Source organism: Paenibacillus pinisoli, assembly GCF_003605435.1.
Taxonomy (GTDB): Bacteria; Bacillota; Bacilli; order Paenibacillales; family Paenibacillaceae; genus Pristimantibacillus; species Pristimantibacillus pinisoli.
In genome coordinates this window covers 197,924-222,432 of the sequence record NZ_QXQB01000003.1, presented here as the reverse complement: position 1 = coordinate 222,432, position 24,509 = coordinate 197,924, and the positions used below count along the sequence as shown (strand labels likewise).

24 protein-coding genes are annotated in these 24,509 nt (G+C 50.0%); 20 read left to right on the top strand and 4 right to left on the bottom strand.

Features of this window, described 5'->3' with window-relative positions; all coding sequences use genetic code 11:
- Positions 1-857 precede the first annotated feature (857 nt).
- The 7 genes from D3P09_RS14510 (at position 858) to D3P09_RS14485 (ending at position 8,916) form a co-directional block, all read left to right on the top strand.
- Positions 858-2,423 (top strand): 2-isopropylmalate synthase, encoded by a 1,566-nt coding sequence (locus D3P09_RS14510; protein WP_424452440.1) that lies wholly within the window; start codon positions 858-860, stop codon positions 2,421-2,423.
- Positions 2,424-2,438: 15 nt separating this feature from the next.
- Positions 2,439-3,251 carry a class I SAM-dependent methyltransferase gene (locus D3P09_RS14505; protein ID WP_120111319.1) on the top strand — a complete coding sequence of 271 codons (813 nt, stop codon included), beginning with the start codon at positions 2,439-2,441 and terminating at the stop codon, positions 3,249-3,251.
- A 434-nt stretch (positions 3,252-3,685) separates the two neighbouring features.
- Positions 3,686-4,429: an ABC transporter ATP-binding protein gene (locus D3P09_RS14500; protein ID WP_120111317.1), complete on the top strand. Its 744-nt coding sequence runs from the start codon at positions 3,686-3,688 to the stop codon at positions 4,427-4,429.
- Positions 4,430-4,625: 196 nt separating this feature from the next.
- Complete coding sequence (locus tag D3P09_RS14495; protein WP_120111314.1) at positions 4,626-5,558, top strand: polyprenyl synthetase family protein; 933 nt, start codon at positions 4,626-4,628, stop codon at positions 5,556-5,558.
- Between the two features lie 135 nt (positions 5,559-5,693).
- On the top strand, positions 5,694-5,861 hold the full coding sequence (locus D3P09_RS27690) for a hypothetical protein (RefSeq protein ID WP_165867446.1): 168 nt from the start codon (positions 5,694-5,696) through the stop codon (positions 5,859-5,861).
- Between the two features lie 624 nt (positions 5,862-6,485).
- Entirely contained in the window at positions 6,486-8,288 is a 1,803-nt protein-coding gene (locus tag D3P09_RS14490) for a sensor histidine kinase (RefSeq protein ID WP_165867445.1), read from the top strand.
- Positions 8,266-8,916 carry a response regulator transcription factor gene (locus D3P09_RS14485; protein WP_120111308.1) on the top strand — a complete coding sequence of 217 codons (651 nt, stop codon included), beginning with the start codon at positions 8,266-8,268 and terminating at the stop codon, positions 8,914-8,916. Before D3P09_RS14490 ends, D3P09_RS14485 begins: the two co-directional genes overlap by 23 nt.
- Before the next feature lie 60 nt (positions 8,917-8,976).
- On the opposite strand, the gene abc-f is transcribed toward D3P09_RS14485, so the two are convergent.
- A complete protein-coding gene (gene abc-f, locus D3P09_RS14480) occupies positions 8,977-10,911 on the bottom strand; it encodes a ribosomal protection-like ABC-F family protein (RefSeq protein WP_120111306.1) in 1,935 nt (644 codons plus the stop codon).
- A gap of 139 nt (positions 10,912-11,050) precedes the next feature.
- On the opposite strand from abc-f, the gene D3P09_RS14475 reads away from it, so the two are divergent.
- The 11 genes from D3P09_RS14475 (at position 11,051) to D3P09_RS14425 (ending at position 19,640) form a co-directional block, all read left to right on the top strand.
- Positions 11,051-11,659, top strand: a complete 609-nt coding sequence (locus D3P09_RS14475; RefSeq protein WP_120111304.1) for a 5-formyltetrahydrofolate cyclo-ligase — start codon at positions 11,051-11,053, stop codon at positions 11,657-11,659.
- Between the two features lie 29 nt (positions 11,660-11,688).
- Positions 11,689-12,156 (top strand): cyclic pyranopterin monophosphate synthase MoaC, encoded by a 468-nt coding sequence (gene moaC, locus D3P09_RS14470; protein ID WP_120111302.1) that lies wholly within the window; start codon positions 11,689-11,691, stop codon positions 12,154-12,156.
- A 38-nt stretch (positions 12,157-12,194) separates the two neighbouring features.
- Positions 12,195-12,689 (top strand): MogA/MoaB family molybdenum cofactor biosynthesis protein, encoded by a 495-nt coding sequence (locus D3P09_RS14465; protein WP_120111299.1) that lies wholly within the window; start codon positions 12,195-12,197, stop codon positions 12,687-12,689.
- Positions 12,690-12,739: 50 nt separating this feature from the next.
- Positions 12,740-13,747, top strand: coding sequence for a molybdopterin-binding protein (locus D3P09_RS14460; protein ID WP_120112461.1), 1,008 nt, complete (start codon positions 12,740-12,742; stop codon positions 13,745-13,747).
- 75 nt (positions 13,748-13,822) lie between these two features.
- Positions 13,823-14,056 carry a twin-arginine translocase TatA/TatE family subunit gene (locus D3P09_RS14455; protein ID WP_120111296.1) on the top strand — a complete coding sequence of 78 codons (234 nt, stop codon included), beginning with the start codon at positions 13,823-13,825 and terminating at the stop codon, positions 14,054-14,056.
- A 54-nt stretch (positions 14,057-14,110) separates the two neighbouring features.
- The gene (gene tatC, locus D3P09_RS14450) at positions 14,111-14,911 is read left to right on the top strand and encodes a twin-arginine translocase subunit TatC (protein WP_120111294.1); all 801 of its coding nucleotides are present in this window, start codon (positions 14,111-14,113) and stop codon (positions 14,909-14,911) included.
- Positions 14,912-15,057: 146 nt separating this feature from the next.
- Entirely contained in the window at positions 15,058-16,230 is a 1,173-nt protein-coding gene (locus D3P09_RS14445; RefSeq protein WP_120111292.1) for a YhgE/Pip domain-containing protein, read from the top strand.
- Positions 16,231-16,255: 25 nt separating this feature from the next.
- Positions 16,256-16,849 (top strand): TetR family transcriptional regulator, encoded by a 594-nt coding sequence (locus D3P09_RS14440; protein WP_165867444.1) that lies wholly within the window; start codon positions 16,256-16,258, stop codon positions 16,847-16,849.
- Between the two features lie 187 nt (positions 16,850-17,036).
- Positions 17,037-17,318 carry a co-chaperone GroES gene (gene groES, locus D3P09_RS14435; protein WP_028609403.1) on the top strand — a complete coding sequence of 94 codons (282 nt, stop codon included), beginning with the start codon at positions 17,037-17,039 and terminating at the stop codon, positions 17,316-17,318.
- A 55-nt stretch (positions 17,319-17,373) separates the two neighbouring features.
- Complete coding sequence (groL, locus tag D3P09_RS14430) at positions 17,374-19,011, top strand: chaperonin GroEL (RefSeq protein WP_120111287.1); 1,638 nt, start codon at positions 17,374-17,376, stop codon at positions 19,009-19,011.
- 221 nt (positions 19,012-19,232) lie between these two features.
- Positions 19,233-19,640: a DUF6508 domain-containing protein gene (locus D3P09_RS14425; protein ID WP_120111284.1), complete on the top strand. Its 408-nt coding sequence runs from the start codon at positions 19,233-19,235 to the stop codon at positions 19,638-19,640.
- A 72-nt stretch (positions 19,641-19,712) separates the two neighbouring features.
- Here D3P09_RS14425 and D3P09_RS14420 read toward each other — a convergent pair whose 3' ends face one another.
- From D3P09_RS14420 to D3P09_RS14410, 3 genes are all read right to left on the bottom strand, one after another.
- Positions 19,713-20,528, bottom strand: coding sequence for a DUF368 domain-containing protein (locus tag D3P09_RS14420; RefSeq protein WP_120111281.1), 816 nt, complete (start codon positions 20,526-20,528; stop codon positions 19,713-19,715).
- Positions 20,529-20,609: 81 nt separating this feature from the next.
- The gene (gene ytaF, locus D3P09_RS14415) at positions 20,610-21,248 is read right to left on the bottom strand and encodes a sporulation membrane protein YtaF (RefSeq protein ID WP_120111278.1); all 639 of its coding nucleotides are present in this window, start codon (positions 21,246-21,248) and stop codon (positions 20,610-20,612) included.
- Positions 21,249-21,412: 164 nt separating this feature from the next.
- Positions 21,413-22,024: a DUF1232 domain-containing protein gene (locus D3P09_RS14410; RefSeq protein WP_341538291.1), complete on the bottom strand. Its 612-nt coding sequence runs from the start codon at positions 22,022-22,024 to the stop codon at positions 21,413-21,415.
- Positions 22,025-22,243: 219 nt separating this feature from the next.
- Between D3P09_RS14410 and D3P09_RS14405 the strand changes: the two genes are divergently transcribed.
- Positions 22,244-23,308, top strand: a complete 1,065-nt coding sequence (locus D3P09_RS14405) for an LCP family protein (RefSeq protein WP_165867443.1) — start codon at positions 22,244-22,246, stop codon at positions 23,306-23,308.
- A 59-nt stretch (positions 23,309-23,367) separates the two neighbouring features.
- On the top strand, positions 23,368-24,495 hold the full coding sequence (rodA, locus tag D3P09_RS14400) for a rod shape-determining protein RodA (RefSeq protein ID WP_120111270.1): 1,128 nt from the start codon (positions 23,368-23,370) through the stop codon (positions 24,493-24,495).
- Positions 24,496-24,509 lie beyond the last annotated feature (14 nt).

Below are 24,509 nucleotides of genomic sequence, written 5' to 3'. Positions count from 1 at the left end.
GGCGGAATAATCATTTCAGAATTGACAGATAATTAGGGAATGGATATAATAAGCAACAATACTTCAATCACATATGGATGAAACGCTGGGAACAGGAACAGTAGAACCAATCGGGGAAGCAGAGAGCTGCGGGAAGGTGCAACGCAGCCGAAGAAGGGTTCGAAGCTCGCCTGGGAGCGGAGCGATGGAAAGAAGCGGCCTTTGTTTTCTTGGGCGAGCTTGCGTACATGGCTACGGTTAACCTCCGTAACGGGGTACATAAGCATCGGCATCCGGAGCCGGTCTTATGACTAAGGTGGGCATGTCTCCCGTTATGATCCAATAACGTGAGATGGTCAACAAGGGTGGTACCGCGCGGGTCATTATAGCCTGTCGTCTCTTGAGTAGAGGCGACAGGCTTTTCTTGTTGTCTGGAGGTTGCAAGTAGATTCAATCATCAATTAACCGACAATTCTTATAGCACAAACGCAATGAACAGGAGCAAGTAAAGTCAGAGCAGGAATACGAAGGGGAGCTCTTCTCGAAACCCGAGAAGGCAGTCCTTCAAGCAGAGAGCTGCGGGTTGGTGCGACGCAGCCGAATGCCTGGCTTGAAACTCGCCTGGGAGCGGAACAGGGGAACGATACTCTTGCCGGCATAAGGCAGGGGATATCCTACTCCGTTACGGCTAGCCGTCGTCAACCGGCTCCAAGCGGGCAGTTGTCCCAGGACGCGCATAAAGCATGCAGTATGCATGCGGCGTTCTGCATACGATGCTGCCAAGTAGAGTGGTACCACGGCATATGCGAAAGCATGTCGTCTCTTCATCGAGACGGCATGCTTTTTTGTTACCCAAAACCCATTAGGAGGAATACACAATGACGAACACAATGAAGAATGTACAAATTTTCGATACAACTTTGAGAGATGGCGAACAATCCCCGGGCGCTTCCATTGCGCCTGAGCGGAAGATCATTATTGCGCGGCAGCTGGCCAAGCTTGGCATTGATGTTATTGAGCCTGGATTCGCCGTATCCAGCCCGGGCGAATTTGCTGCGGTGCAGCAAATTTCCCGTGAGCTGCAAAATGTAGAGATTGCAGGCTTCGCTCGCGCAGTGAAAGCGGATATTGATGCTGCAGTGCAAGCGACCCAGGACGCGGCCAAGCGCAGATTGCATCTGTTCATCTCTTCTTCGGACATTCACTTGAATCATCAGCTGCGCAAGTCTCGCGACGAGGTCGTCCAAATTGCGCGTGAGATGGTAGCCTATGGCAAGCAGTTCGTCGACGAGATTGAATTCTCGGCAATGGATTCGACAAGATCGGGTCGCGACTTCGTCATTCAGCTGGTGGAGGCGGTCATTGCTGAAGGGGCAACGGTCATCAATCTGCCAGATACGCTTGGTTATGCCATGCCGAATGAAATTATCGATTTGTTCCAAGCGGTCCGCCGTGAAGCGAGAGGCGGGGAGACGGTCCGCTACAGCGCGCACTGCCACAATGATCTGGGTCTGGCTGTAGCGAACAGCCTGGCGGCGATTCAAGGCGGAGCAACGCAGATCGAGGTGACAGTGAACGGCATTGGCGAGCGTGCGGGCAACTGTTCGCTGGAGGAGCTGGTTATGGCAATCGAGACGCGCAAGGATGCCATGCAGGCGACAACGAATGTCGATATTAGCGAGATCTACGAGACCTCTCGTCTTGTCAGCCGCACGATGAACTTCCCGATCGCGTACAACAAGCCGATTGTCGGCCGCAACGCCTTCCAGCACGAGTCGGGCATCCATCAGGACGGCCTGCTGAAAAATCGCAATACGTATGAAATTATGGACCCGGAAGCGATGGGCATCTCCCGCAACATGATTATTCTGGGCAAGCACTCCGGCAGCCATGCCATCAAGCATCGTCTGGCAGAGTACGGCGTGGATGTGACAGAGGAGCAATTCAAGAGCGTATACAACCGCTTCAAGGAAGTGGCGGATGGACAGAAGATTGTCACGGACGATCAATTGATTCGCATTGCGGGCGAGATGACCAAGACGCAGCCTGATCCGTTCGCGCTTGTCGATCTGCATGTGCATGCCGGAACACAGCGTTCGCGCAGCGCTACCGTAACGGTTCGCGAGAATGGGCAAAGCGCTGAGAAGTCCTACATCGCGATGGGCGCCGGTCCTGTCGAAGCGGTAATTCATGCGATCGGCCAAGCGATTCCGGTATCGGTGGAGTTCGAAGATCTGGAGCTGCACTCGCTGTCCACAGGAGAAGATGCTCATGGAGAAGCAGTCGTCAGCATTATCCATAATGGCACGCGATATCGCGGAACGTCAGCGAACAAGGATATTATTTTGGCGGCGGCAGAAGCTTATATCTCGGCGTGCAACCAAGCGATAATGACCGCAGGGGCGCGCAGCAAGGCGAAAGAGAAGCGTACTGCGGGCGAATAGGCAGGGGGAGTTCCAGTGGGAACGGTACAGGATTATTACGAACAGTATGATGAATGGGGGCGGCTCGATCGGGAGCCGCTCGAGTTTTTTGTAAATCTGCATTACTTGCTAAGGTACTTGCCGGAAGGCGGGCATGTTGCCGATATTGGATCGGGGCCAGGCAAGTATGCGGTCGAGCTTGCGAAGAGAGGGTATCGCGTAGGGCTGGCGGATATGATGCCGCGCTTTGCAGCGCAGGCAAGGGAGAATGCTAAGGCGGCAGGCGTGGAAGGCGCGTTCTCGGGATTTCATGTCGGCAATGCAACAGCGCTGGAATGTTTTGCGGATGTGTCCTTTGATGCTGCGGTCATGATGGGGCCGCTTTATCATTTGCAGGAGGAGAAGGACCGCAGACAGGCTGTTCGGGAGCTGCGCCGCATTACGAAGCCTGGCGGAATGGCGGCTGTGGCCTTTATGCCCCGCGGCGCATTCTTGCAGCAGTGCATGAAGAACCCTTTGCAATGGAAGCCTAATGACCGCATCGATGGGCTGGTTGAATTCGCGCGGACGGGGGTATTTAATCATAGCGACGCCGGCAGGTTCACTGGCATGTATGGCGAGCGCGTGGAGCGAATCGCTCCTTTTATGGAAGAAGAGGGCTTCGAGACGGTCAAACTGGTCGGTTCAGACGGATATGCGTCTGCGCTGCATGGCCAGTCGTACGAATATTGGAGCGGTCAGGGAGAAGAAAGCTGCCGTCAACTGATGGAGCTCATCTCGGAATTGTCGGATGACCCGTCTATGCTTGGCAGTTCTACTCATATTTTGTATATTGGCCGGCGAAAATGATTTTTTAGCGTAAAAAAAGCTGTGGATGAATGAATTGTGCACAAAGTTATCCACATACCTACAGAATAGTGTGAATAATTGCATTAATATGTGCAATTATGCGGGTTTACGATAATAAAATAAAACATGCAAACGTGGATAGTTTTTTCACTTATACACTGTGGATAATGTGTATAACGTGGATAATGATCCACGTTCTTTATTGAGAAACGACCGCCTCGCGCCAAAACGACATTTTTAGTAAAGGAGTTCGTTATATATTTCGACAGAATTAACTAACAATTTATTCACGTCTGTGGATATCATTGTGCATAACATTTTTGAGGTTTTTCGGAACGCAATTGTTTTGCGTTAATTACGAGTCAGATTTTCGGTGAAATCGCGTTTTGAATGCGCTATCGTAGAATCAATAAAATAATTACGGAGGCAACCGAATGGATAAGCAAGCGATTATTCAGATGGACACAGTCAGCAAGCACTATGGGACGAATAATGCGATCAAGCAAGTATCCTTTCAGGTCAAGAAGGGCGAGCTATTCGGTTTAATCGGCAAGAATGGGGCAGGCAAGACGACGCTGCTTGAGCTGCTATCCGGCAATCAGATTCTCGATGAAGGCGTATTGAATGTAATGGGGATTAATATGAGCACGGAAGGGGACAAGCTGAAGGAGCATATCAATATATTTTCGCAAAGCACTTCGCTTGTTGACAGGCTTACGGTACGAGAGGCTTTGGACATGTTCCAGGGATTCTACCATCAGAAGAATAATATTGAAGGCATCTTGAAGCAATTCGGCCTTACGCCTTATGAGGATAAGGTGGTAAGGAGGCTGTCCGGAGGACTCAGGCAGCGCACGACTTTGGCGATCGCCGTCGTGAACGATCCCTCGATCATCTTCCTGGACGAGCCGACAACCGGGCTCGACGCACAAGCGAAGAAGGAATATTGGGCCATCCTGGCCTCACTCAAATTGCAGGGCAAAACCATCGTCATCGTATCGCATGATATGACCGAGATCCAGTACCACTGTGATCGTGTTGGTGTCATGAGGGAGGGAAGCTTAGTTGCTTGTGACAGCCCGACAAAATTGATTGCAGAACTCCCTGGTGGCGGATTGACCATGGAAGCCGTATATATGCATTACGCCGTAAGCAATGCGGGAGGTGTTGAAGTTTAAATCCACGAATCTCGGCAGACGCGGCAACGATCCGGCCAATGAGCGCAAGAGCCTAGTGGAGAAACGTATGGAGATGATTGCACATCTCTTAATGAAGAGAAGCGAGGGGGGAAATAAGAAGTCGTCAAGCAAGGATGAAACAATCCGATATTCATAGTATAATTGGAATATTATTGAATGCATCGGAGGACTGGCTGTGTCAATTGTGAAAGAGCATGTAGGCACCCGAATGAAGCAGTATGCCTCAGAGTGGTTTACAGCGCAGCCCCTGCTGGATGTCTCGCTATCCTTTATAGAAGAAAAGCTGGGAGAGACCATGATGTTCGGCGAGCTTACCGCCATCCATTATCATATGTTCCGGGGCAAAGACGCTGATATTGAAGGGGCTGCGGCTGCAGTTGAACTCTTTATTCTCGCATCTGACATTCTGGATGATCTGGAGGACGGGGATGCTCCGTCGAAGCCTTGGATGAAGGCGCCTATGCCGATTGCTCTTCACGTTGCCACGTCGCTGGTGACACTCTCTCAGCAAGCGCTGCTTCTCAGCGCTGCTGATCCCGCACTTCGGGGCGAATTGGCTATTATGATGAACAAGCAGTTGCTCCTATCGGCCAACGGGCAAATGCTGGATTTGGCCAATGACACGCTTACGGAAGAAAGCTACTTCCAGATGGTGCGAAGCAAGTCCGCTTCGCTGCTCGTGATGGCATGCATGGCGGGTGTTCTGCTTGCCGGCCGTCCATGGAATGAGACGGTTGCGGAGTATGCGGCAGAGCTAGGCATATCGGCGCAGATTCGGAACGATTGCAGAGATCTGCTGCGATGGGATGAGAAAAGCGATTTTCTGAACCGCAAGCATACGCTGCTGACCATGTATCTTCTTGAAGGGCCAGACGAGCAGGTAGGCTGGATCAGGGACTACTACAACGGCAGCGGAAGCCAAAATGATGCAACCGGGAAGAAAGAATTATTTTTGCAGGCATGCGAGCAATCCGGCGTAATATTATACGGTTCTGTCGTAAGCCGTATGCACTATAACCGATTTCAAGAGCTTCTGGCGGAGCTGCAAGCGGATGCGGTTTGGAAGGACAAGCTGCTTCATCTGCTTGCGGGAGGCCAGTCAGCATAAGACTTTTCGACAATCGCGCAAAACCCATTTCGGTAAATACGAATTAGTTTTGCGTTGGCTATCCTATTAAATCTTGATATAGTATAAATGTACTAGAATTAATATAAGATTTAGTAGAGAGGCGGAGGAGTTCTAATGTTGAAAGACACAATTCGTCAACTGGTCAGCAGCACTGAAAAGATGTCACTGGCTTTGGGAGGACAACCTCAATTCGCTGGAGTTTCCGCGGCAGAACATAAGGCTCTGCTAAACGAGATGAACAACAAACACGAAAAGAATGGATACGCATTCATCTGGAACTAATGGACTAACGGGCTGAAAGGAAGAGGTTGTATGAAATCTACTATGTTGAATCGCATCACTACAACCTTCTTCCTGGTGGTATTTGTCGGTCTCTTGGTATATCTGACCTTGGTCATAACCAGTGCGCCATCTATACGAGCTGTGCTTACCCATGATCCGGTTAATGGATACACGGTTGAATCCATTGAACCAGAAGGGCAAGCAAGGATGACAGGCCTTCAGATTGGCGATCGGGTTCTGGAAGTCAATCACAGGCCTGCAGAAGAGTTCGAGAATGTAACAAAATATTATTCACTGGAATACGCCGATAATGTCCTCATATTAAATCGTGATAATGAGACGAAACTGATTACTTTCTCTAAAGCATGGTCAGGTGACCATTCCACGTTAGAACTCTTGCTTCAGCTATATATACCCGGGATATCTTTGATTATTTTTTGTGCGTTTTCCGTCTTTCTCTACGTGAAAAGAAGGCATGATCCGGCTGTTATCATGCTTATTCTTTTTTTCTTATCTATAGGACTTTCCTATTACAGCTCCTCCGCCTCGATTTTACGAGATCCCATAGGTATCTCTATTATTTATGTCGTTTTGCCTAATATACCGCTTATATTCATGAGCTTCATGAACATCTATTTGAAGCGGTTCGATAATTACTTAATCGGGAATAAAACGCTGTCTGTGCTTTATGCCATTGTAGGAGCACAGAGCTTATTTAGCTTGATTTATATATGGACGGATTTATTTACTATTGAAGTATTTACTTATATTAAGGGTGCATATAGCGCCATTGTATTAATAAGCAATTTGATTTGTGCGCTGAAGCTGATTGGAAAGTTTATCAAGCATCGGCGGACAAAACTGAAGTCGCTGTTCACAATTACTCTGACTTCCCATCTCGTAGCATTTACGCCATTTGCTACACTTAACTTATTGCCGCAAATGTTCGGCGCTGGGCAAATTCTGCCTCCAGCTTTTACGGCGTTGTTCCTATTTATTTTGCCAGTCGTTTATTTCTATTTGTCGACTTCGAACCAGTTGTTCGATATCGATTTTATTTTGACGCGCTTCAAATATTACACTGCGCTTTCGCTCATTCCTTCTATTGTGATCACGCTCATTATCTCGGCCGTATTAATGGATACACCGGGTATTGTCTGGACGAATTGGGTTGGAATTTTTCTTGTCATCTTCATCGGCATCACCTTATTCCTGTATGCCAAGGAGCAGATCGACCAGCGCTTCCGGCCGAAGCTGTTCAAGGCGATGTACAGCTATCAAGATAGTCTGGACCGATTCTCCAGAAGCATCGCCCGGGTTATGAAGCAGGCTGATCTTGAAGCTGTCCTGAAGCAAGAGATTGATTCCTTGCTGCCGGTGAGCCGCATTAAGTTCCTCATTGTGGATCAGGCGGAGAATGCCGTCTTCCCGATGGGCGATGATCATGAGGAAAGAGTAACGGGCGACTTCCTGCTGAGCGTGATGAATACGTTCAAGCTGGGCGAATTGATCGATCTGCCATACGGGCTTGGCCTCATTATCGGCAGACAGCGTTCGCGCTATCATATCTTGTGGATTGGTCTCAAGACCAACCATACACGGTTCAACTCGGATGAGATTAGATGGCTCAAGACCATGTCCAATTATTCCAGCATTGTATTCGAGAACCTGTATTTGATCGAAGGGCTGATCGAGGATCTGGAGTCGGAGGTGCGCAAGGAGCACACGACATCGCCATGGGTGCTGCGTCTTCTCTTCTGTCTGTCGGAGAATGAGAGAAGGAAGCTGGCTGCGGATTTGCATGACTCTGCGCTGCAGGATCAACTGCTATGGTACCGCAAGCTGGAGTCTGTCATGATGGATCATCCAATATCGGATAAGCTTGGGAACGAGCTGGAGGATATTAAAGAAGGATTGCTTGATGTCATTCATCAGATAAGGGAAACGTGTAATGAATTGCGCCCTCCGCTGCTGAAGGAGATGGGTGTAGTTGAAGCTGTCGAGTCCATTATCGAGCATACGCAAATGAGGGTTAATTTCGAGGTGCAGTTCCGTTCCAAGGCGATTCACGAACAGATGGACGAGGAGCAAATCACGGCCATCTACCGGATTGTCCAAGAGCTGCTGCGCAATGCAGACAAGCATTCCGGCGCCAAGCTCGTCCAGCTTGAGCTGGAGCTGCGCGAGGGTACGATCTACTTCCGTTATCAGGATGACGGTGTCGGCCTTGATGTGAATTATATGGTAGAGACGTTTGAACATATGGGCCTGTCAGGAATTAAAGAACGTGTGGCTAGCCTTGAAGGAGACATCTCCTTCTATTCGGAACGCGGTAAAGGCCTGGAGGTCATTATTTTGATGCCGATCATTGTGTCGAGCGGACTTTCGGAGAGGGGTATATCGCGTGATTCGTATCTTATTAGTTGACGATCATCCTTCCGTTGGTGAAGGAACCAAAACAATGATTGAGCAAGACAGCGATATGAAAGTAACGGTAGTGCTGTCTGCGCTAGAGGCATTGGACAAGGTTCATTCCGAGCCTTTTGATATTATATTATGCGATCTGAATATGCCTGGCATTAGCGGCCTGGAACTGACGAAGCGATTGATTCAGAATGACCCGGAGCGGAAAGTTATTATATATTCCGGATATGAAATCGGGACGCACTTTAATCTGCTGGTAGAGTCGGGCGTATCCGGCTTTATCTCGAAGACTGCATCCAGGGATCAACTGCATAATTCCATTCGCTGCGCCCTTAGGGGAGAGGCGGTTATTCCGATTCCTCTTCTCAAGCAGCTCAGAAGACATGAAGTGGCGATCTCGCGCTCGGAGCTGTCCATTGATGATGTATCGATCAATGAGAAGGAAATGACGATTCTTCATGAAGTGGCAGCTGGCGTAAGCAATAAAGAGCTGGCCGCGATGCTTCATGTCAGCCAGCGGAATGTAGAATACCAGCTGACCAAAATCTTCGAGAAGCTGAATGTGAGATCCCGATCTGAAGCGATAAGGGAAGCGAAGCGGCTAGGCTTGATTAGCATGGAGCAATATTAATAGAAGAAACAATGCGAAGGCGGCCTCATGAATCCATCATGAGGCCGCCATTATTACAAGCTACATATATTGTTCCCACTGTTCATAGGCTGAGGCCAGCTTCGATTTCAATTCGTCGATTTCAGTTTGCAGCTCCTGGATGCGAATGTAATTGTTAAACACCTCAGGGTCAGTAAGCTGCTGCTCCAGTTCGCCGATCTTTTCCTCCAGCAGAGCAATCTCAGCTTCCAACTGCTCTGCTTTGCGCTGGCGATTGCGTTCATCGCGCTTTGCTTGCTTCTCTGCTTCATATGAGGATGCTGGCGTAACATCCGATGATTCCCCGGGCTTTTGGTTTTTGCTCTGCGCTGCAATTGCTTCGAGTCTTGCATCTTCGATCTCGCGTTTCTTCTCCAACATTTCGTCATAATTTCCCAGGAAATGATCGACGCCGTTCGGACCGAGTTCGACAATACAATCAGACATTTTATTCAGGAAATAACGGTCATGGGAGATAAAGAAGAGCGTGCCTTCATAATCCAGCAGAGCGGACTCCAGCACTTCCTTGCTGAACAGGTCCAAGTGGTTCGTCGGCTCATCGAGAATGAGTACATTGGCTTGCGCCAGCATCAGCTTGGCGAGCGACACTCGTGCTTTCTCGCCGCCGCTCAGTGAAGAAATCCGCTTCAGCACGTCTTCGCCGCTGAATAAGAAATTGCCCAATACCGTTCGGATGCGTGCTTCCTCCATATGAGGGTACATCCCCCATACTTCCTCCAGAATCGTATTTTGTCCATTCAGCCTTGTATGCTCCTGGTCATAGTAGCCAAGCTTGACATGAGAGCCGAATTGAATAGTGCCGGAGGAAGGCTCAAGCTGCCCGACGAGCGTCTTCAGCAGCGTTGACTTGCCGATCCCATTCGGTCCGATCAAGGCTACTGTCTCGCCTCTTGTCAGATTGAATCTGACATTGCGGAACAGCGGGTCGTCCTTTCCCGGGAACTTCACGGACAGGTTATCGACGGTCAGGACATCCTTGCCGGTCATTCGTTCGATTTCGAACGAGAAGTGCGCTTTCTTAAGCTCGCCTGCAGGTCGGTCCATGCGATCCATCTTGTCCAGCGCTTTGCGCCTGCTTTGGGCACGCTTTGTGGTAGAGGCTCTGACGATATTCCGCTGGATGAACTGCTCCATTCGCTCGATCTCTTCCTGCTGCTTCTCATAGTGCTTGAGGTTGATTTCGTATTCGGCGGTCTTCAGCTCCAGGTAACGGCTATAGTTCCCTGTGTAACGCTTGGCTTGATGCCGTTCGATCTCGATAATGGTGTCGACAAGCGCATCGAGAAAATATCGGTCGTGAGAGACTACGACAATCGCGCCGGGATAGCCGCGAAGATAGGATTCCAGCCATGTTAATGTCTCGATATCGAGATAGTTGGTAGGCTCGTCCAGCATAAGCAAGTCGGGTGCCTGCAGCAGAATGCGGGCTAACGCAAGGCGAGTCTTCTGTCCGCCGCTAAGCGTCGAGATCGGCGTGTCATGGTTGAATGTGCCAAACCCCATGCCATGCAGTACGCTATTAATCCGGGTGTTGATCTCGAAGCCTCCCTGCTCACGGAACCAGTCGGAACGGCGGGAATAACGGTCCAGCACCTCGGCATATTTCTTCTCATCGGCATGAAGCTCTGGATCGGCAATCTTGACTTCAAGCTCGCGCAGTTCCTGTTCGGCATCAATCAGATGGGAGAAAACCGCACGCATCTCTTCTATAATACTGCGTTCAGATTGCAAGCCGCTGTTCTGGGCGAGATAGCCGAGCCTCAGCTCCTTCGGCTTATGAACATCACCGGAGTCGGCAGACATTTCCCCGGCGATGATCTTGAGCAAGGTGGATTTGCCTGCGCCGTTGACACCGACAAGTCCGATGCGTTCCTTCTCCAGTACTTGCATCGATATATTAGATAATATGGCGGTTACGCCGTAGCTTTTGGAAATATTGGAAACTTGCAACAACATGATGAATCCTCCACTCCTAAATGTCATCAATTATTACCCTTTAGTGTACCACAAACCAGCGCCGCCATTGGCGAAAGTTGTATAACAATGGTACACTACAGGTAAGATTAGTTGAAACAGGAAGAATGGATGAAGTCAAATGCTAACGGAATATGCGGGGCATGATAAGGCAGCTTGGCGGACGAAGCTTGCGGATAGGCGCAACGGGCTGGCTGAGGAGCTTCGTGCAGAGTGGTCGGATCTGGCATGCCGCCATCTGGCTCAGTGGTGTGAGGTGCAATCATGCCGGAGTGTCATGGCTTACGTATCGTTCAGAAGCGAATTGAATATAAACGGATTCATAGAATGGTGCTGGGGGCAAGGGATTGAGCTGCTTCTTCCCAGATGTGTGAAGAGGGACCGCTCTATGCAGCTTTATTCGGTGACAGAATGGAGCCAGTTGGCTACGGGTGCTTACGGGATCAGAGAGCCTGACCCGGATTTGTCCGCCCTTAAGCCTGCGGGTACAGTACCGGAAGCCATTATTGTACCTGGACTGGCCTTTGACCGGAATGGCGGCCGCTTGGGCTATGGAGGCGGTTATTATGACCGGTTCGCAGAAGCCGTATCGAATGCAGGCGGCAAGCCCCTCTGGATAGGAGCGGGGTATGAAGCGCAGGTTCTGGAAGGGGCTGTTCCGTCCGATCCGCATGACTTGCGGCTGGACGGACTTGTTACGGAACGGCAATTGGCGATGATCGGCCAATAGCTATATTGATGGAGGAAAGGGCGATAAGAATGGAGCTGACCCATTTCAACGACCAGGGACGTGCCAAGATGGTCGATATATCGGATAAGGATATTACGGTGCGGGAAGCGACAGCCCAGACGACCATACGCATGGCAAGCGAGACGCTTGCACGTATAAAGGAAGGCAGCATCGGCAAAGGCGATGTGCTGGCTGTCGCACAAGTAGCCGGCATCATGGCGGCCAAAAAAACATCGGACTGGATTCCCATGTGCCATCCGCTTCCGCTCACGGGCGTTAATATTGCGTTCAGCGATAACGGAACGGATGAACTTTACATAGAAGCAACGGTGAAGACCAAAGGAAAAACAGGCGTAGAGATGGAAGCTTTAACTGCGGTATCTGCTACCGCGCTTACCGTATACGATATGTGCAAGGCTTTGCAGAAGGATATGGTTATCGGACCGACCCAATTGATGGCGAAGTCTGGGGGAAAGAGCGGAGATTATAAGCGTTAAGCATACCCATGAACGAAATAGAGAGGGAGGAACGGGATATGCAGTGGAAGGTTGCGTTGTTGACAGCCAGCGATAAAGGTTCGCGTGGGGAGCGCGAGGATACAAGCGCGCAGGTGATTCGGGAGCTTGTAGAGGAAGAGCTTGGCGGTGAGATCGTAGATTATCGGATTGTACCGGATGAACAAGACGAGATTATGGCGGCGATCATCGAGATGACGGAATATTACCAGGCCGATCTGGTGCTGACGACTGGAGGGACAGGGCTGGCACCGCGCGATATTACGCCGGAGGCCACACTCAAGGTTATTGATCGTGAAGTCCCTGGTCTTGCGGAGGCGATGAGGATGGGCGCCCTGCACAAGACGCGAAGGGCTATGCTGTCCAGAGGCGTCTGCGGCATCCGCGGCAGCTCCTTGATCGTGAACCTTCCCGGCAGTCCAAAAGGCGTTCATGAAAGCCTCATGGCCATTATGGATCAGCTGCCTCATGCGCTTGCTATTCTATCGGGCCAGCATGGTGATCATAACGCATGAAAAAGACAGAAAAATCGATAGATACAGAATTTACAGCAACCGCATCAGGCATGAAAACAAAGCTAAAGGAAGTGCGGGTTCAGGACGCGATTGGACTCAGGCTAGCCCATGATTTGACGCAGATCATTCCAGGATCGTTCAAAGGGAGGCTGTTCAAGCGCGGACATGCTATCACTGAAGCGGATATCCCAAGCCTGCTCGATATCGGCAAAGAGCATATCTACATCATGGAGCTGGATGAGGCAGAGCTCCACGAGGATGATGCCGCCATCCGCATGGCTAAGGCGCTTGCAGATCCATCTCTTCTGCTAACGGAGCCTCATGAAGGCAAGGTCAGCATCAAGTCGCCAATTGTGGGACTTGCCCATATTGCCGAGGAAGTGGTGGAAGCTGTCAACCGGCTTGGCGAGATCGCCTTGGCGACAGTGAAGACGGATGCTGTCGTGAAGGAAGGAAGCCCGCTCGCGGCCACTCGGGCGATTCCGCTTGTCGTCTCGAAGGAGAAGGTCGAGCAAGTCGAACGAATCGCTGCGGCATACAGGGAGCAGCATGGGAAAGCACCTCTCCAGGTTCGGCCGTTCCGCAAGGCGAGAGCTGGCCTGCTCACGACGGGCGGAGAAGTGTATTACGGCAGAATTCAAGACAAATTCGGTCCGGCTGTTGAAGAAAAGCTGCGTTCTTTCGGCTCCGAAGTAGCGGAGCAGCGTTTCGCCCCGGACGACCGACAAATAATTGTCAAAGAAATACACTATTTGATGAGCCAAGGGTATGATATGATACTCGTAACTGGCGGTATGTCGGTAGACCCCGATGATCGTACGCCTGGCGCCATTGGGGCAGCCGGAGCGGATATTGTGAGCTACGGAACGCCGATGCTGCCGGGATCGATGTTATTGATAGGGTACATAGGGGAAGTGCCGATTATGGGCTTGCCCGGTTGTGTCATGCATGATCCGTATACCTCCTTCGACGTGCTGCTGCCCAAGATATTGGCAGGAGACCGGATCGTCCGCGAGGATATCGTAGGGATGGGCTACGGCGGTTTGCTTGGCCGCTAATGCGGCGGTCAGGTTGAATGTACCATTTTTATGACCTATACTAGAATAGAATTTTCAGATGTGGAGGTTTGACCTATGGGTGGTATTGGCGCTACTGGTATTATTTTTTTAGTGTTGATTGCGCTGTTGCTGTTTGGACCGAACAAGCTGCCTGAGCTGGGACGCGCTTTCGGCAAGACGCTTCGTGAGTTCAAATCCGGTGCTCGTGACATTATGGACGACAATGATCGCAGAGATTCGGACAAGAATCGCACCGAAGTGAATCGGTCGGAGCATAACGAGAAGGAAAATAAGCGGCTTCCGGATTAAACGGGTCCGCTTTTTTCTTGCTTAAGCCCGGGTAGAAAGGAGCAGCAAATTGGCATGACGAAAGAGAGAACCGATGGGGCTGCGATATCACGCAGAAAGCTGATACGTGAAGAAGGGCTGATGCCCTTGCTAGAGCATCTGGGAGAGCTGCGGAAGCGCCTTATCTATGTGATGATCGTGCTTACGCTAAGCCTTGTGCTGGGTATTGCCATTGCCGAGCCCGCTTACAATTTCCTGATGAGCCAAAAGCCGGCCAACACATTAAGTCTACATACGTTCTCATTATGGGACGGCATCGGGATGTACATGAAGATCGCATTTGTGATCGCGCTTATCGTGACGCTCCCTTTCATCGCTTTCCAGCTATGGTCATTCGTAAAGCCGGCACTGAGGCCGAATGAGCAGCGTTCTACGCTGAAGTACGTTCCGTTCGCGCTTATTATGTTTTTGATTGGACTGGCCTTTGCCTATTTTGTCGTCTTTCCGCTTGCCTTCGAATTCACCCGTACGATTGCGGGACATTTGAATCTGGAGGAAACGTACGGCATCGTTCAATATTTTTCGTTTATGTTCGGCATATTGATTCCGATCTCGCTATTGTTCGAGCTGCCTCTTCTAATCATGTTCCTGACGGCGATTCGGATTTTGAATCCGAAACGGCTCCGCAAGATGCGCCGTCTGGCCTATTTCATTCTAGCGGTAATCGGCGTCGTCGTAACGCCTCCGGACTTTATATCGGATATTCTGGTTGTGATTCCGCTCATTACTTTGTACGAGCTTAGCTTGTTCATGTCTGACGTGGTCTACAAGAAACAGCAGATTGCGGATGCGAAGTGGCGGGAAGAGGAAGAATAGCAGGGCGAAGCCCGACATAGCTTACAGAAGATCTGTCGTGATTACGGCAGGTCTTTTTTTATGCTTGACAGATCGGAGGAGCAGGAGCATAATTTAAACAAATGTTTTAAACAAACGTTTAACATATATAAATAGGAGTGGATAGGATGAAGTCAGCAATTCAAGCGTTTATGAAGAGGCCTACGACTTGGGTAGGCATTATTACTGCATTTATGTTCCAAATCATTTTCGCAGTCATATGGATGACAGGGTATAATGGAGTGACAGACCGTGTGGACCAGCTTCGTATTGCGGTTGTGAACGAAGATGCCGTAATGGGAGAGCAGATTGCCGCTAATCTGGCGCAAAATCTTCCTTTCGACATTGTACAGATTTCTTCATTGGAGGAAGCGCGTACTGATCTGAATGAACGCGAGGTTCAGATGGTGCTGCACATACCGGCAAGCTTCAGCGAGCAAGCGGGACAGCCGGGCGAACCGGCCGATCTGCATTACTACTTGAATGAATCGAATCCGGCTTTGATCAAAAGCATCATGAGCAGCGCTGCAGCTCAAATTACGGATGAAGTGAATCGTACAGCGGTTACGATGGGCATCCAGAAGACGCTGACGGGCATGCATATGCCGGAGGACCAGGCAGCCTCTGCCGCGCCTGTACTGGCAGAGCGGGTTAAGGGCGTTGTCGAGTCTTCCAACGTCGTACAAGGCATGAACAATCAGATGGTGCCGATGATGCTGGTGCTCGCTTCTTATGTCGGAGCGATGATTATGGGGATGAATCTGGAGCAATCGTCTATGGCTACAGCCGCAGCTGTAAGCAAATGGAGAAGGTTCGGAGCAAGAGCAATCATCAATGTCATCTCTGCTATTCTGGTGTCGCTGGTAGGCGCTGCTCTGCTCGTAGCTTTGGGAGGCCAGCTTGATCACGGATTCCTGTATCTGTGGGGGTTCCAATGCTTGTTCCTGCTAACCTTCATGTTCGTATCTCAAATGTTCCTGTACCTGTTCGGCATGGCAGGCATGCTGTTCAACATTATGCTGCTCTCGGCCCAGCTCGTATCCTCAGGCGCAATCGTGCCTCGCGAGCTGCTCTCGAACTTCTACACGGGGCTCGGCGAGTGGCTGCCGGCTACGTATGCGGTTGACGGAACGATGAATATTCTGTTCGGCGGTCCGGGCGTCGGCTCTGATGCCGGCATGCTGGTGGCTATCGCGCTGGCGGCGATCGTCGTTAGCGCAGCAGCGGTGCTTGCCAAAGGGAGAGGGCAGGCGGTTCGCCAGCCGGAGGTTGCGATTGCGGGCCAGCGCAAAGAAAAGTAAGCACAATGATTATCGGAGGTTGATTATGATATTGGCCGAAGAACATGATATTAAACAACGGATTCTGCTGGCGGCGAAAAAGCTGTTTGCGGTTCAAGGATTCGACGGTACGACCATCAGACAAATTTGCGAGGAGGCAAGCGCCAATGTGGCGCTTGTCTCGTATCATTTCGGCGGGAAGGAAAATTTGTTCGGCGCGCTGTTCGAGAACTTTTTTCCGAATCAAAAAATCGCCTCGATTGATCCTGGCTTTCATCCCGTAGAGGGAGTGAGGCTGATTATCCGCGAGGTGACGATGTACCGCCATGCGGAGCCTCAGCTGATCAGCATTATTCAACAGGAGATCATTCTGAATACGCCGCGCATCCAGAAGATCCGTGAGCATGTCATGCCGATGTGGCAGATGCTGAGGCATTGGATGGAGGAAGGGCGCAGGCAAGGGTACTTCACCTTCCGTTCGCTGGATACGGCATTCATGTCGGTCACGGGAACGCTGCTGTTTCACCGGGATCAGGAGTATTGGATGCTTCTTCGCGAGGAACAGAAGCCGGATGTAGAGGCGCTGGCCGATGATCTGACGGATTTTATCCTGCATGGCTTGCGCTACAATGGAGAATGACGCCCGGATATTAGAGCCAGCGGGACAAGCAGGCGAATAAGCGGGTGTAAAAATCGTGCAAAAATAAAGCCAGGCACTTGAAATCAATCGCAAAAAAAAGTATGATAAAAATGGTTGTTAGCACTACACGCTTACGAGTGCTAACGAATTTACAATAAGCGACAAATTTAGAAGGAGGCTATTTTCAATGATCAAACCTTTGGGTGAACGCGTATTGATCGAACCAATCGCGAAGGAAGAAACAACTGCGAGCGGCATCGTGCTGCCGGATACGGCTAAGGAAAAGCCGCAAGAAGGCAAAGTAGTAGCAGTGGGCAGCGGCACGCTGAAAGACGGCGTTCGTGTTGCATTGGAAGTAAAAGAAGGCGACCGCGTTCTGTTCTCCAAATATGCGGGCACAGAAATCAAATATGAAGGCAAAGAATATTTGATTATGAAAGAAAGCGACATTCACGCGATTTTCGGATAATATCGCGAACACATACTTAATCTAGTTTAATCCAATTTTCGGGAGGTAATTGAACATGGCTAAAGAAATCAAATTTAGCGAAGACGCTCGCCGTTCCATGCTCCGCGGGGTTGACGCTCTGGCAAATGCGGTGAAAGTTACGCTTGGACCAAAAGGACGCAACGTCGTTCTGGAGAAAAAATTCGGCAGCCCGCTCATCACTAATGACGGTGTGTCTATCGCAAAAGAAATCGAACTGGAAGACGCATTCGAAAACATGGGTGCTCAGCTGGTTAAAGAAGTAGCAACAAAAACGAACGACGTAGCAGGCGACGGTACAACTACGGCGACTGTTCTGGCTCAAGCGATGATTCGCGAAGGCCTGAAAAACGTTACAGCCGGCGCTAACCCTATGGTTATCCGCAAAGGCATCGAGAAAGCTGTTAAAGCTGCTGTAGAAGAGCTGAAAGCTATCTCCAAGCCAATCGAAGGCAAACAATCGATCGCTCAAGTTGCTTCCATCTCGTCCGCTGACGAAGAAGTAGGCCAACTGATCGCTGAAGCGATGGAGAAAGTCGGCAACGACGGCGTTATTACCGTTGAGGAGTCCAAAGGCTTCAATACGGAGCTGGAAGTGGTTGAAGGCATGCAGTTCGACCGCGGCTACGTATCCCCGTACATGATTACGGATACGGACAAAATGGAAGCGATCCTGGACAATCCATACATCCTGATCACAGACAAGAAGATCTCCAACATTCAAGAGATCCTGCCTGTTCTGGAGAAAGTGGTTCAATCCGGCAAGCAGCTTCTGATCATCGCAGAAGACGTAGAAGGCGAAGCTCAAGCTACGCTGATCGTCAACAAGCTGCGCGGCACATTCACTTGCGTAGCGGTTAAAGCTCCTGGCTTCGGCGACCGCCGCAAAGCTATGCTGCAAGACATCGCTGCTCTGACTGGCGGCCAAGTGATTACAGAAGAGCTCGGCCTTGAGCTGAAATCGACTGCTGTAGAGCAACTGGGCTCCGCGCGTCAAGTACGCATCACAAAAGAAAACACGATCGTTGTAGACGGCGCTGGCAACTCCGCTGATATCCAAGCTCGTGTGAACCAAATCAAAGCTCAATTGGAAGAAACAACTTCCGATTTCGACAAAGAGAAGCTGCAAGAGCGTCTGGCGAAACTCGCTGGCGGCGTAGCGGTTATCAAAGTCGGCGCAGCTACTGAAACTGAATTGAAAGAGCGCAAGCTTCGCATCGAGGACGCGCTGAACTCCACTCGCGCAGCGGTGGAAGAAGGCATCGTATCCGGCGGCGGCACAGCTCTTGTGAACGTATATAAAGCGGTAGCGGCTGTTAGCGCAGAAGGCGATGAGGCGACAGGCGTGAACATCGTTCTTCGCGCTCTGGAAGAGCCAATCCGCACAATCGCAGCGAACGCTGGCCAAGAAGGCTCCGTTATCGTTGAGCGTCTGAAAAACGAAAAAATCGGCGTAGGCTACAACGCAGCTACTGGCGCTTGGGTGAACATGTTCGAAGCGGGTATCGTTGACCCTGCGAAAGTAACACGTTCCGCTCTGCAAAACGCAGCATCCGTAGCGGCTATGTTCCTGACAACTGAAGCAGTTGTTGCCGATAAGCCAGAACCAAAAGGCGCTGGCGGCGCTGGCATGCCTGACATGGGCGGCATGGGCGGTATGGGCGGCATGATGTAATGAAATCATTATCGAAGTAATTCGATAATGAGCGACCGCGCTGTAGCGGTAGTTTTCATTGCCGATGGAGCTGGAGACCGCTCCATGCATTAACGCATTGAACTAAAATAGGCTTCTCACGCGTTCTAACCGAATGTTGTGAGAAGCCTATTTATTATTCAGTCCTCAGCTATTCTTATTTTGAATGCGCTAAAATTTGCAACTGAAAGGGGAAGGTCATTTTGGACGAGCAGCAAGGTTTAATAAAGTTGCTTGGTTTCATCAGCTACTTCGAAGACGACGATATCGAGTATTGCAGATGGCAAACAGGAGAAAAGCTCGAGAATGGCATGAGTTACATGCCGTACCCCGTTTATGATGATAGGCTGCAAGAGTTTATTCGAGCTGTAGATAAAAGCGGGCTGATGAACAGTAATTATTTGGCTTTATTGAATGATAAAATTGGTCCCGAGAAGGATATCCTAAAAGTGATAGACGAAACGAATGACAGGGATATACTGCTTGCAGCACTCACTTATTTTGTTCGGCAAGAGCGGTTTCAAGAGGGAATATGGGGGATGGCTGCTAAGGACAAGGTGTTCTTGAGGATTCTATTGAAGCTGCGCAGCTTGAACGCATCATGCGATTAACCTCGCGCTGCACAGTTATCCAATTAAAAGGCCCTGCCCCCGTTCATCTGAACGAAAGCAGAGCCTTTTTGTTTAAGCCTTTTTTCTTAAGCTGAACAACAGCGTGACAGCGATGCCAAGAACAAAGGTCAGCACGCTCAGCAGAATCGTGCTTGTCTCACCCGCGAATCCGGGATACATGACGGCGACAGAACCCATAATCATTCCGATCATAAGCGCATAGGTCAGATTGGCATGATGGGTCAGGAGCGCGCGGATCGCTTTGCTGCTGACGACGAAGCCGATCATGACGCCTGCGCCGATGACTGCAATAAGTAAAAAGTCCAGCGAAGAGAGCGCATTGATGGCAGTCGGGTATACTCCAATAATCAGAAGTACAAAGGAACCGCTAATGCCAGGCAGCAGCATCGCCATGCTGGCGAGCCAGCCCGAGAAGAACAGGCCGAGCAGCGTTAAGGCCGAACGGTCATCGATAGGCAGTCCCGATTTGTCTGCGTTGAAAAATGCGAGCGATGCGACAAGCAAGCCTGACAGAACCAGCAGAATAACGTGTCCGGGACGGAAGTTCTTTCTGGCCTGGGATTGACGCAATAACAGAGGCAACACGCCGATGACGAGACCGATGAAGAAAAATTGCGTCGGCTCATAATGATGCTCTAATAAATATTTGATGAGACGGCTGAAGATAAGCAGGGCCGATCCCATGCCGACGGCTAACGGGATAAGAAACCCGATCTGCCGCTTCCAGTTTTTGCTGAAAAACCCGCTGATTGCTGCAAGCAGCCTTTCATAAATGCCGAGCATGACGGCAATGGTGCCGCCGCTTATGCCGGGGATGAGATCGGTAATGCCCATAAGCATACCCCGGTAAAGATTTCTCCATTCCAAAATGTTTCATTGCCTCCTTCATAAATTCTGTTCTATCTTATCCTACATAGCAGGGTCGATCAACTATTGTTCTGCAGCTAGTTATCCTTCTAGAAATAAGCTGACGGCGATCAACACAAGAAAAGCGCCGCTGATAACCGTTCCGGATTGCCCGATCGTCCATTTGCCAAGCCGTATATGAGCGAGCTTCATCCCGAAAGAGACACCGATCCATACGGTGATGAAGCTGCCAGCCGCGGCTAGCAGCGAGATGAGGACGGGGGACAATCCAAGCAAGCCGGCGCCAACCCCATTGGTTAAGGCATTGGCCGAGAGCGCTATGCCAAGAAAGGCAGCCTCGCCTAATCCGATGCTCTTGGAACGGTCGAAATCGGCGGCAGTGGGATCATTCATGACTCTTTGCAGCTTCCCGGATATAAGGACCTCCGCAGGTTCATCGGCAGGACTGGCGCCGCGGGGTACCGATAATAAAATCATGCGAATGCCGAACAATACCAGAATGATTGCGCTGAGTATGATGGGAAGAATCCCAGGCAGAATATCCGATACCCACATTCCGAAATAAATGCCGCAGATGCTGAACAAAAAGCAGATTAAGGCAATAAAGGCATTGGCGCGAATTTGAATTCGTATCCCCCGAATGCCATACGACAAGCCCACCCCTAAATTGTCCAAGCTTGATGATAGCGTCAGAGCGGCAATCATAATCCATGTTGTCATGTTGTCAATCTCTCCTTTGTGTCTGATGATATCCATGTATATGGCGCAGGCATGGTCATGTGAACGGAGAGAAAAACATTTTTTGTCAGTATGGCAATTATAATGACAAATTGACAACACGTGTACATACGCGTGCCATGCCCAAACTTAGGCATGGTATGGGCTTAATTGAAAAACGATGGGTTTTTCAAATGCAGCTTTTGCACGATGTGATTAACGGCGATAGCATCATCGATATAACCTAGCGGAAAGATATAATCTGGTATCAGATCGGTGGGGACGATGAAATAAATCAGCGCGCTCCCGATTAGAGCCCGTTCTGCCCAGGTCCCTTTGTTCAGGCGGAACTTCTCGTACATGCTGCTCAGAAATTGAATATACGGACCGGCGCTCCCGGCTTTTGCAAGCTTCTGCTCGAATTTTTTTAGAATGGTTTTTTTGCCTTCCTCTGTTTGGGAGAACAGCTCGTACTTGGCCAGCTCTTCTTCCATATTGGCCATGTTGTAAGCTTGCGTATTCAGGTTCGAGTGGGCAAGCAGCGACTGAATGTCGGCAATCGACGATTGAAGATCCGTCATACGGGGCTCCACAGAATAGCCCGCCGCCAGAAACAATTCTGAAGCCGGAATGTTCAGGCATTCGGCAAAACGCTGCAAATGCTCTGGTGTAGCTTTGCGCTTCCCGTTAATAATTCGCGAGATTGTAGCTGTATCGATGGATGTAAGCTCGCTGAACTTACGCAAAGAGTAACCGCGCTGATGCAGCGTGTGTTTCATTTGCTCCCCCAAGGGATTCAGGCGATTCGGTTCGGTCATGACAGATACACGATCCTTTCCTCGGTATTAACTCCTTGCCATTATATTATGCGATATAAGGCGCTTTGATTTCAATGAATATATCGGTCTGTTGACAATTTGTCAACGTATTCGATATATTAGTGTCAACGCGCGTCAGCGCTAGCCATGTCGCGTCCAGCATCAGGAGGGGTATCTCGTTTGAGGATCAATCGCTTGTATATAGTGTTGTTAGTTGGGCTGCTGCTTCTTGCGGCAGGTTGTTTTGCGGTGTATAAGCATATGTCGGATACGACGATTAATTTGAACAATCCCATTCTCGATAGAGAGATGATAGAGACGGCCGACCAGGATGAAGAGGATAGATTGGATGAGGATCTGGCAGAAGTGCAGGAAGACTTCTATATGCTTGTTATCGGTCTTGACCATAGCGACAGCCACAGCGGGATGAACACCGATACGTTGCTGCTAGCGCATGTCATTCCGCAATCGGACAGCGTGAAGCTTCTGTCGATTCCAAGAGATCTTCGGGTTACCAATCTGCGCGGGTCAGGGGCCAAAGTGAATTCGATGTTCGCGAGCGGATACCAGTATGCGGTACGAGAAGCACGGGACCATCCGGAATTGTTATCCGGCAAGAAGGTGAAGCTGGGCAGCCTTAAGGTTGCAGAGGAATACATAAGCTCAGGCATGGTAACAGCCAGAGAGACGATAGAGCGTTATTTTAATATCCATATTGATTATACCTTTCTTGTATCTTTCGAGACGCTGACGTCGCTTGTCGACGCGGTAGGCGGGATAGAGGTCAACGTGGAGCGACGTATGGAATATGATGCCCCCAGTGAAAATATGTACATCCGCCTTTATCCGGGCTTGCAGGTGCTCGATGGAGAACAGGCGCTGCAATATGCCCGGTTCCGCAAGGACAACCGCGGCGAAGCCTATCATTCCAATGATTTTGAACGCGGCTTGAGGCAGCAGCAGGTGATTGGCGCACTCGTGGATAAGCTGAACTCATGGAACAGCCTTCCCAAAGCATTCGAGATCGTAGATATTGTGACCTCTAACCTTAAGACAGATATGGCGCCAGGAACCATGCTCTCGATGGTGAGAGCTTATTATGGTAAGATGAATAAGGATAATATTTACAGTCTATCATTCCCTGGTGAATGGCAGAGTCCGTTTGTGATCGTGGATGATGAGAATCTGGAGACGCTGGTGGAGCAATTGACTTCGCTCACCCCTCCGCTCGAATCGGCAAGCTGATTCGTTATCAGATCGAAACGTAATGCGTGTCGGTCAGAAAGCAAGGTTAAGCTATTATTATGATTCAAAAAGCTAAACGATTGGATGGCATTATTCTCGGCATTGTCGCATGTTTTGCCATTATAAGTACGTTGGTTATCGAAAGCGCGACGACGGGCACACGCTATGAAGGATTGCATATAGCGAATATCGAGATGTATGCCATCATGCTGGTTCCGATGCTGATCGTTGCCATGATGGATTATCGGCTTATCATCCGGTATTTATCCTATCCGTCTTATGTGGTTGGCATTATTCTGCTTGTTATGGTTCTGCTCATTGGCGTTAATTTGAATGGTTCGACACGCTGGATTGAGATCGGCTCGCAGCAGTTCCAGCCGTCGGAATTGATGAAAATCGCCTTTATTCTGACGCTGGCCCGTTTCTTGGGAACCCGCGAAGGCCAGACGCTCCGTTTTTGGAAGGATATTGTGCCGTCGCTCATGATGTTCCTTGTTCCTTTTTACCTGGTGTTTAAGCAGCCGGATTTGGGGACGGCGATTGTTTTTATCAGCATATTGGTCAGCATCCTATGGATGGCTAATATGCAGTGGAAGCAGATTGTGATAGGGTTATCCGTTATCGCAGTCATTGCAGCCGGAGTAACTGCCTTATATTACGTGCAATTTGATCTGTTCTCGAAAGTAATCAAGCCGCATCAGCTTGAGCGCATCCAGACCTTCCTTGATCCTACACTGGATCCCGGGAACAGCTGGCATGTGAAAAATGCCCAAACCGCGATCGGATCGGGCCAGCTGTACGGCAAAGGCTTCATGCAAGGCAGTCTCGTACAAGGCGGCTATGTTCCATATCATTATGCGGATTCTATCTTTGCCGTGATTGGCGAGGAGTTTGGCTTTATCGGATCCACCGTGCTGCTTCTGCTTTACTTTCTGTTAATCTATCGTATGATCATTATTTCTTACAAAAGCCGGGATCGCGCCGGCTCGTATATCATCGTCGGTATTATCGCTATGCTGGTGCTGCAGATCTTTGAGAACATTGCTATGCATACCGGCCTCATGCCGCTGACGGGCATCGCTTTGCCTTTTGTAAGCTATGGCGGAAGCTCGTTATTGACGAATATGCTGTCGATCGGCTTGGTGCTGAGCGTTCATATTCATCAGGATGAGCGATTGCCTGAATAATAAAGACCCGCAAG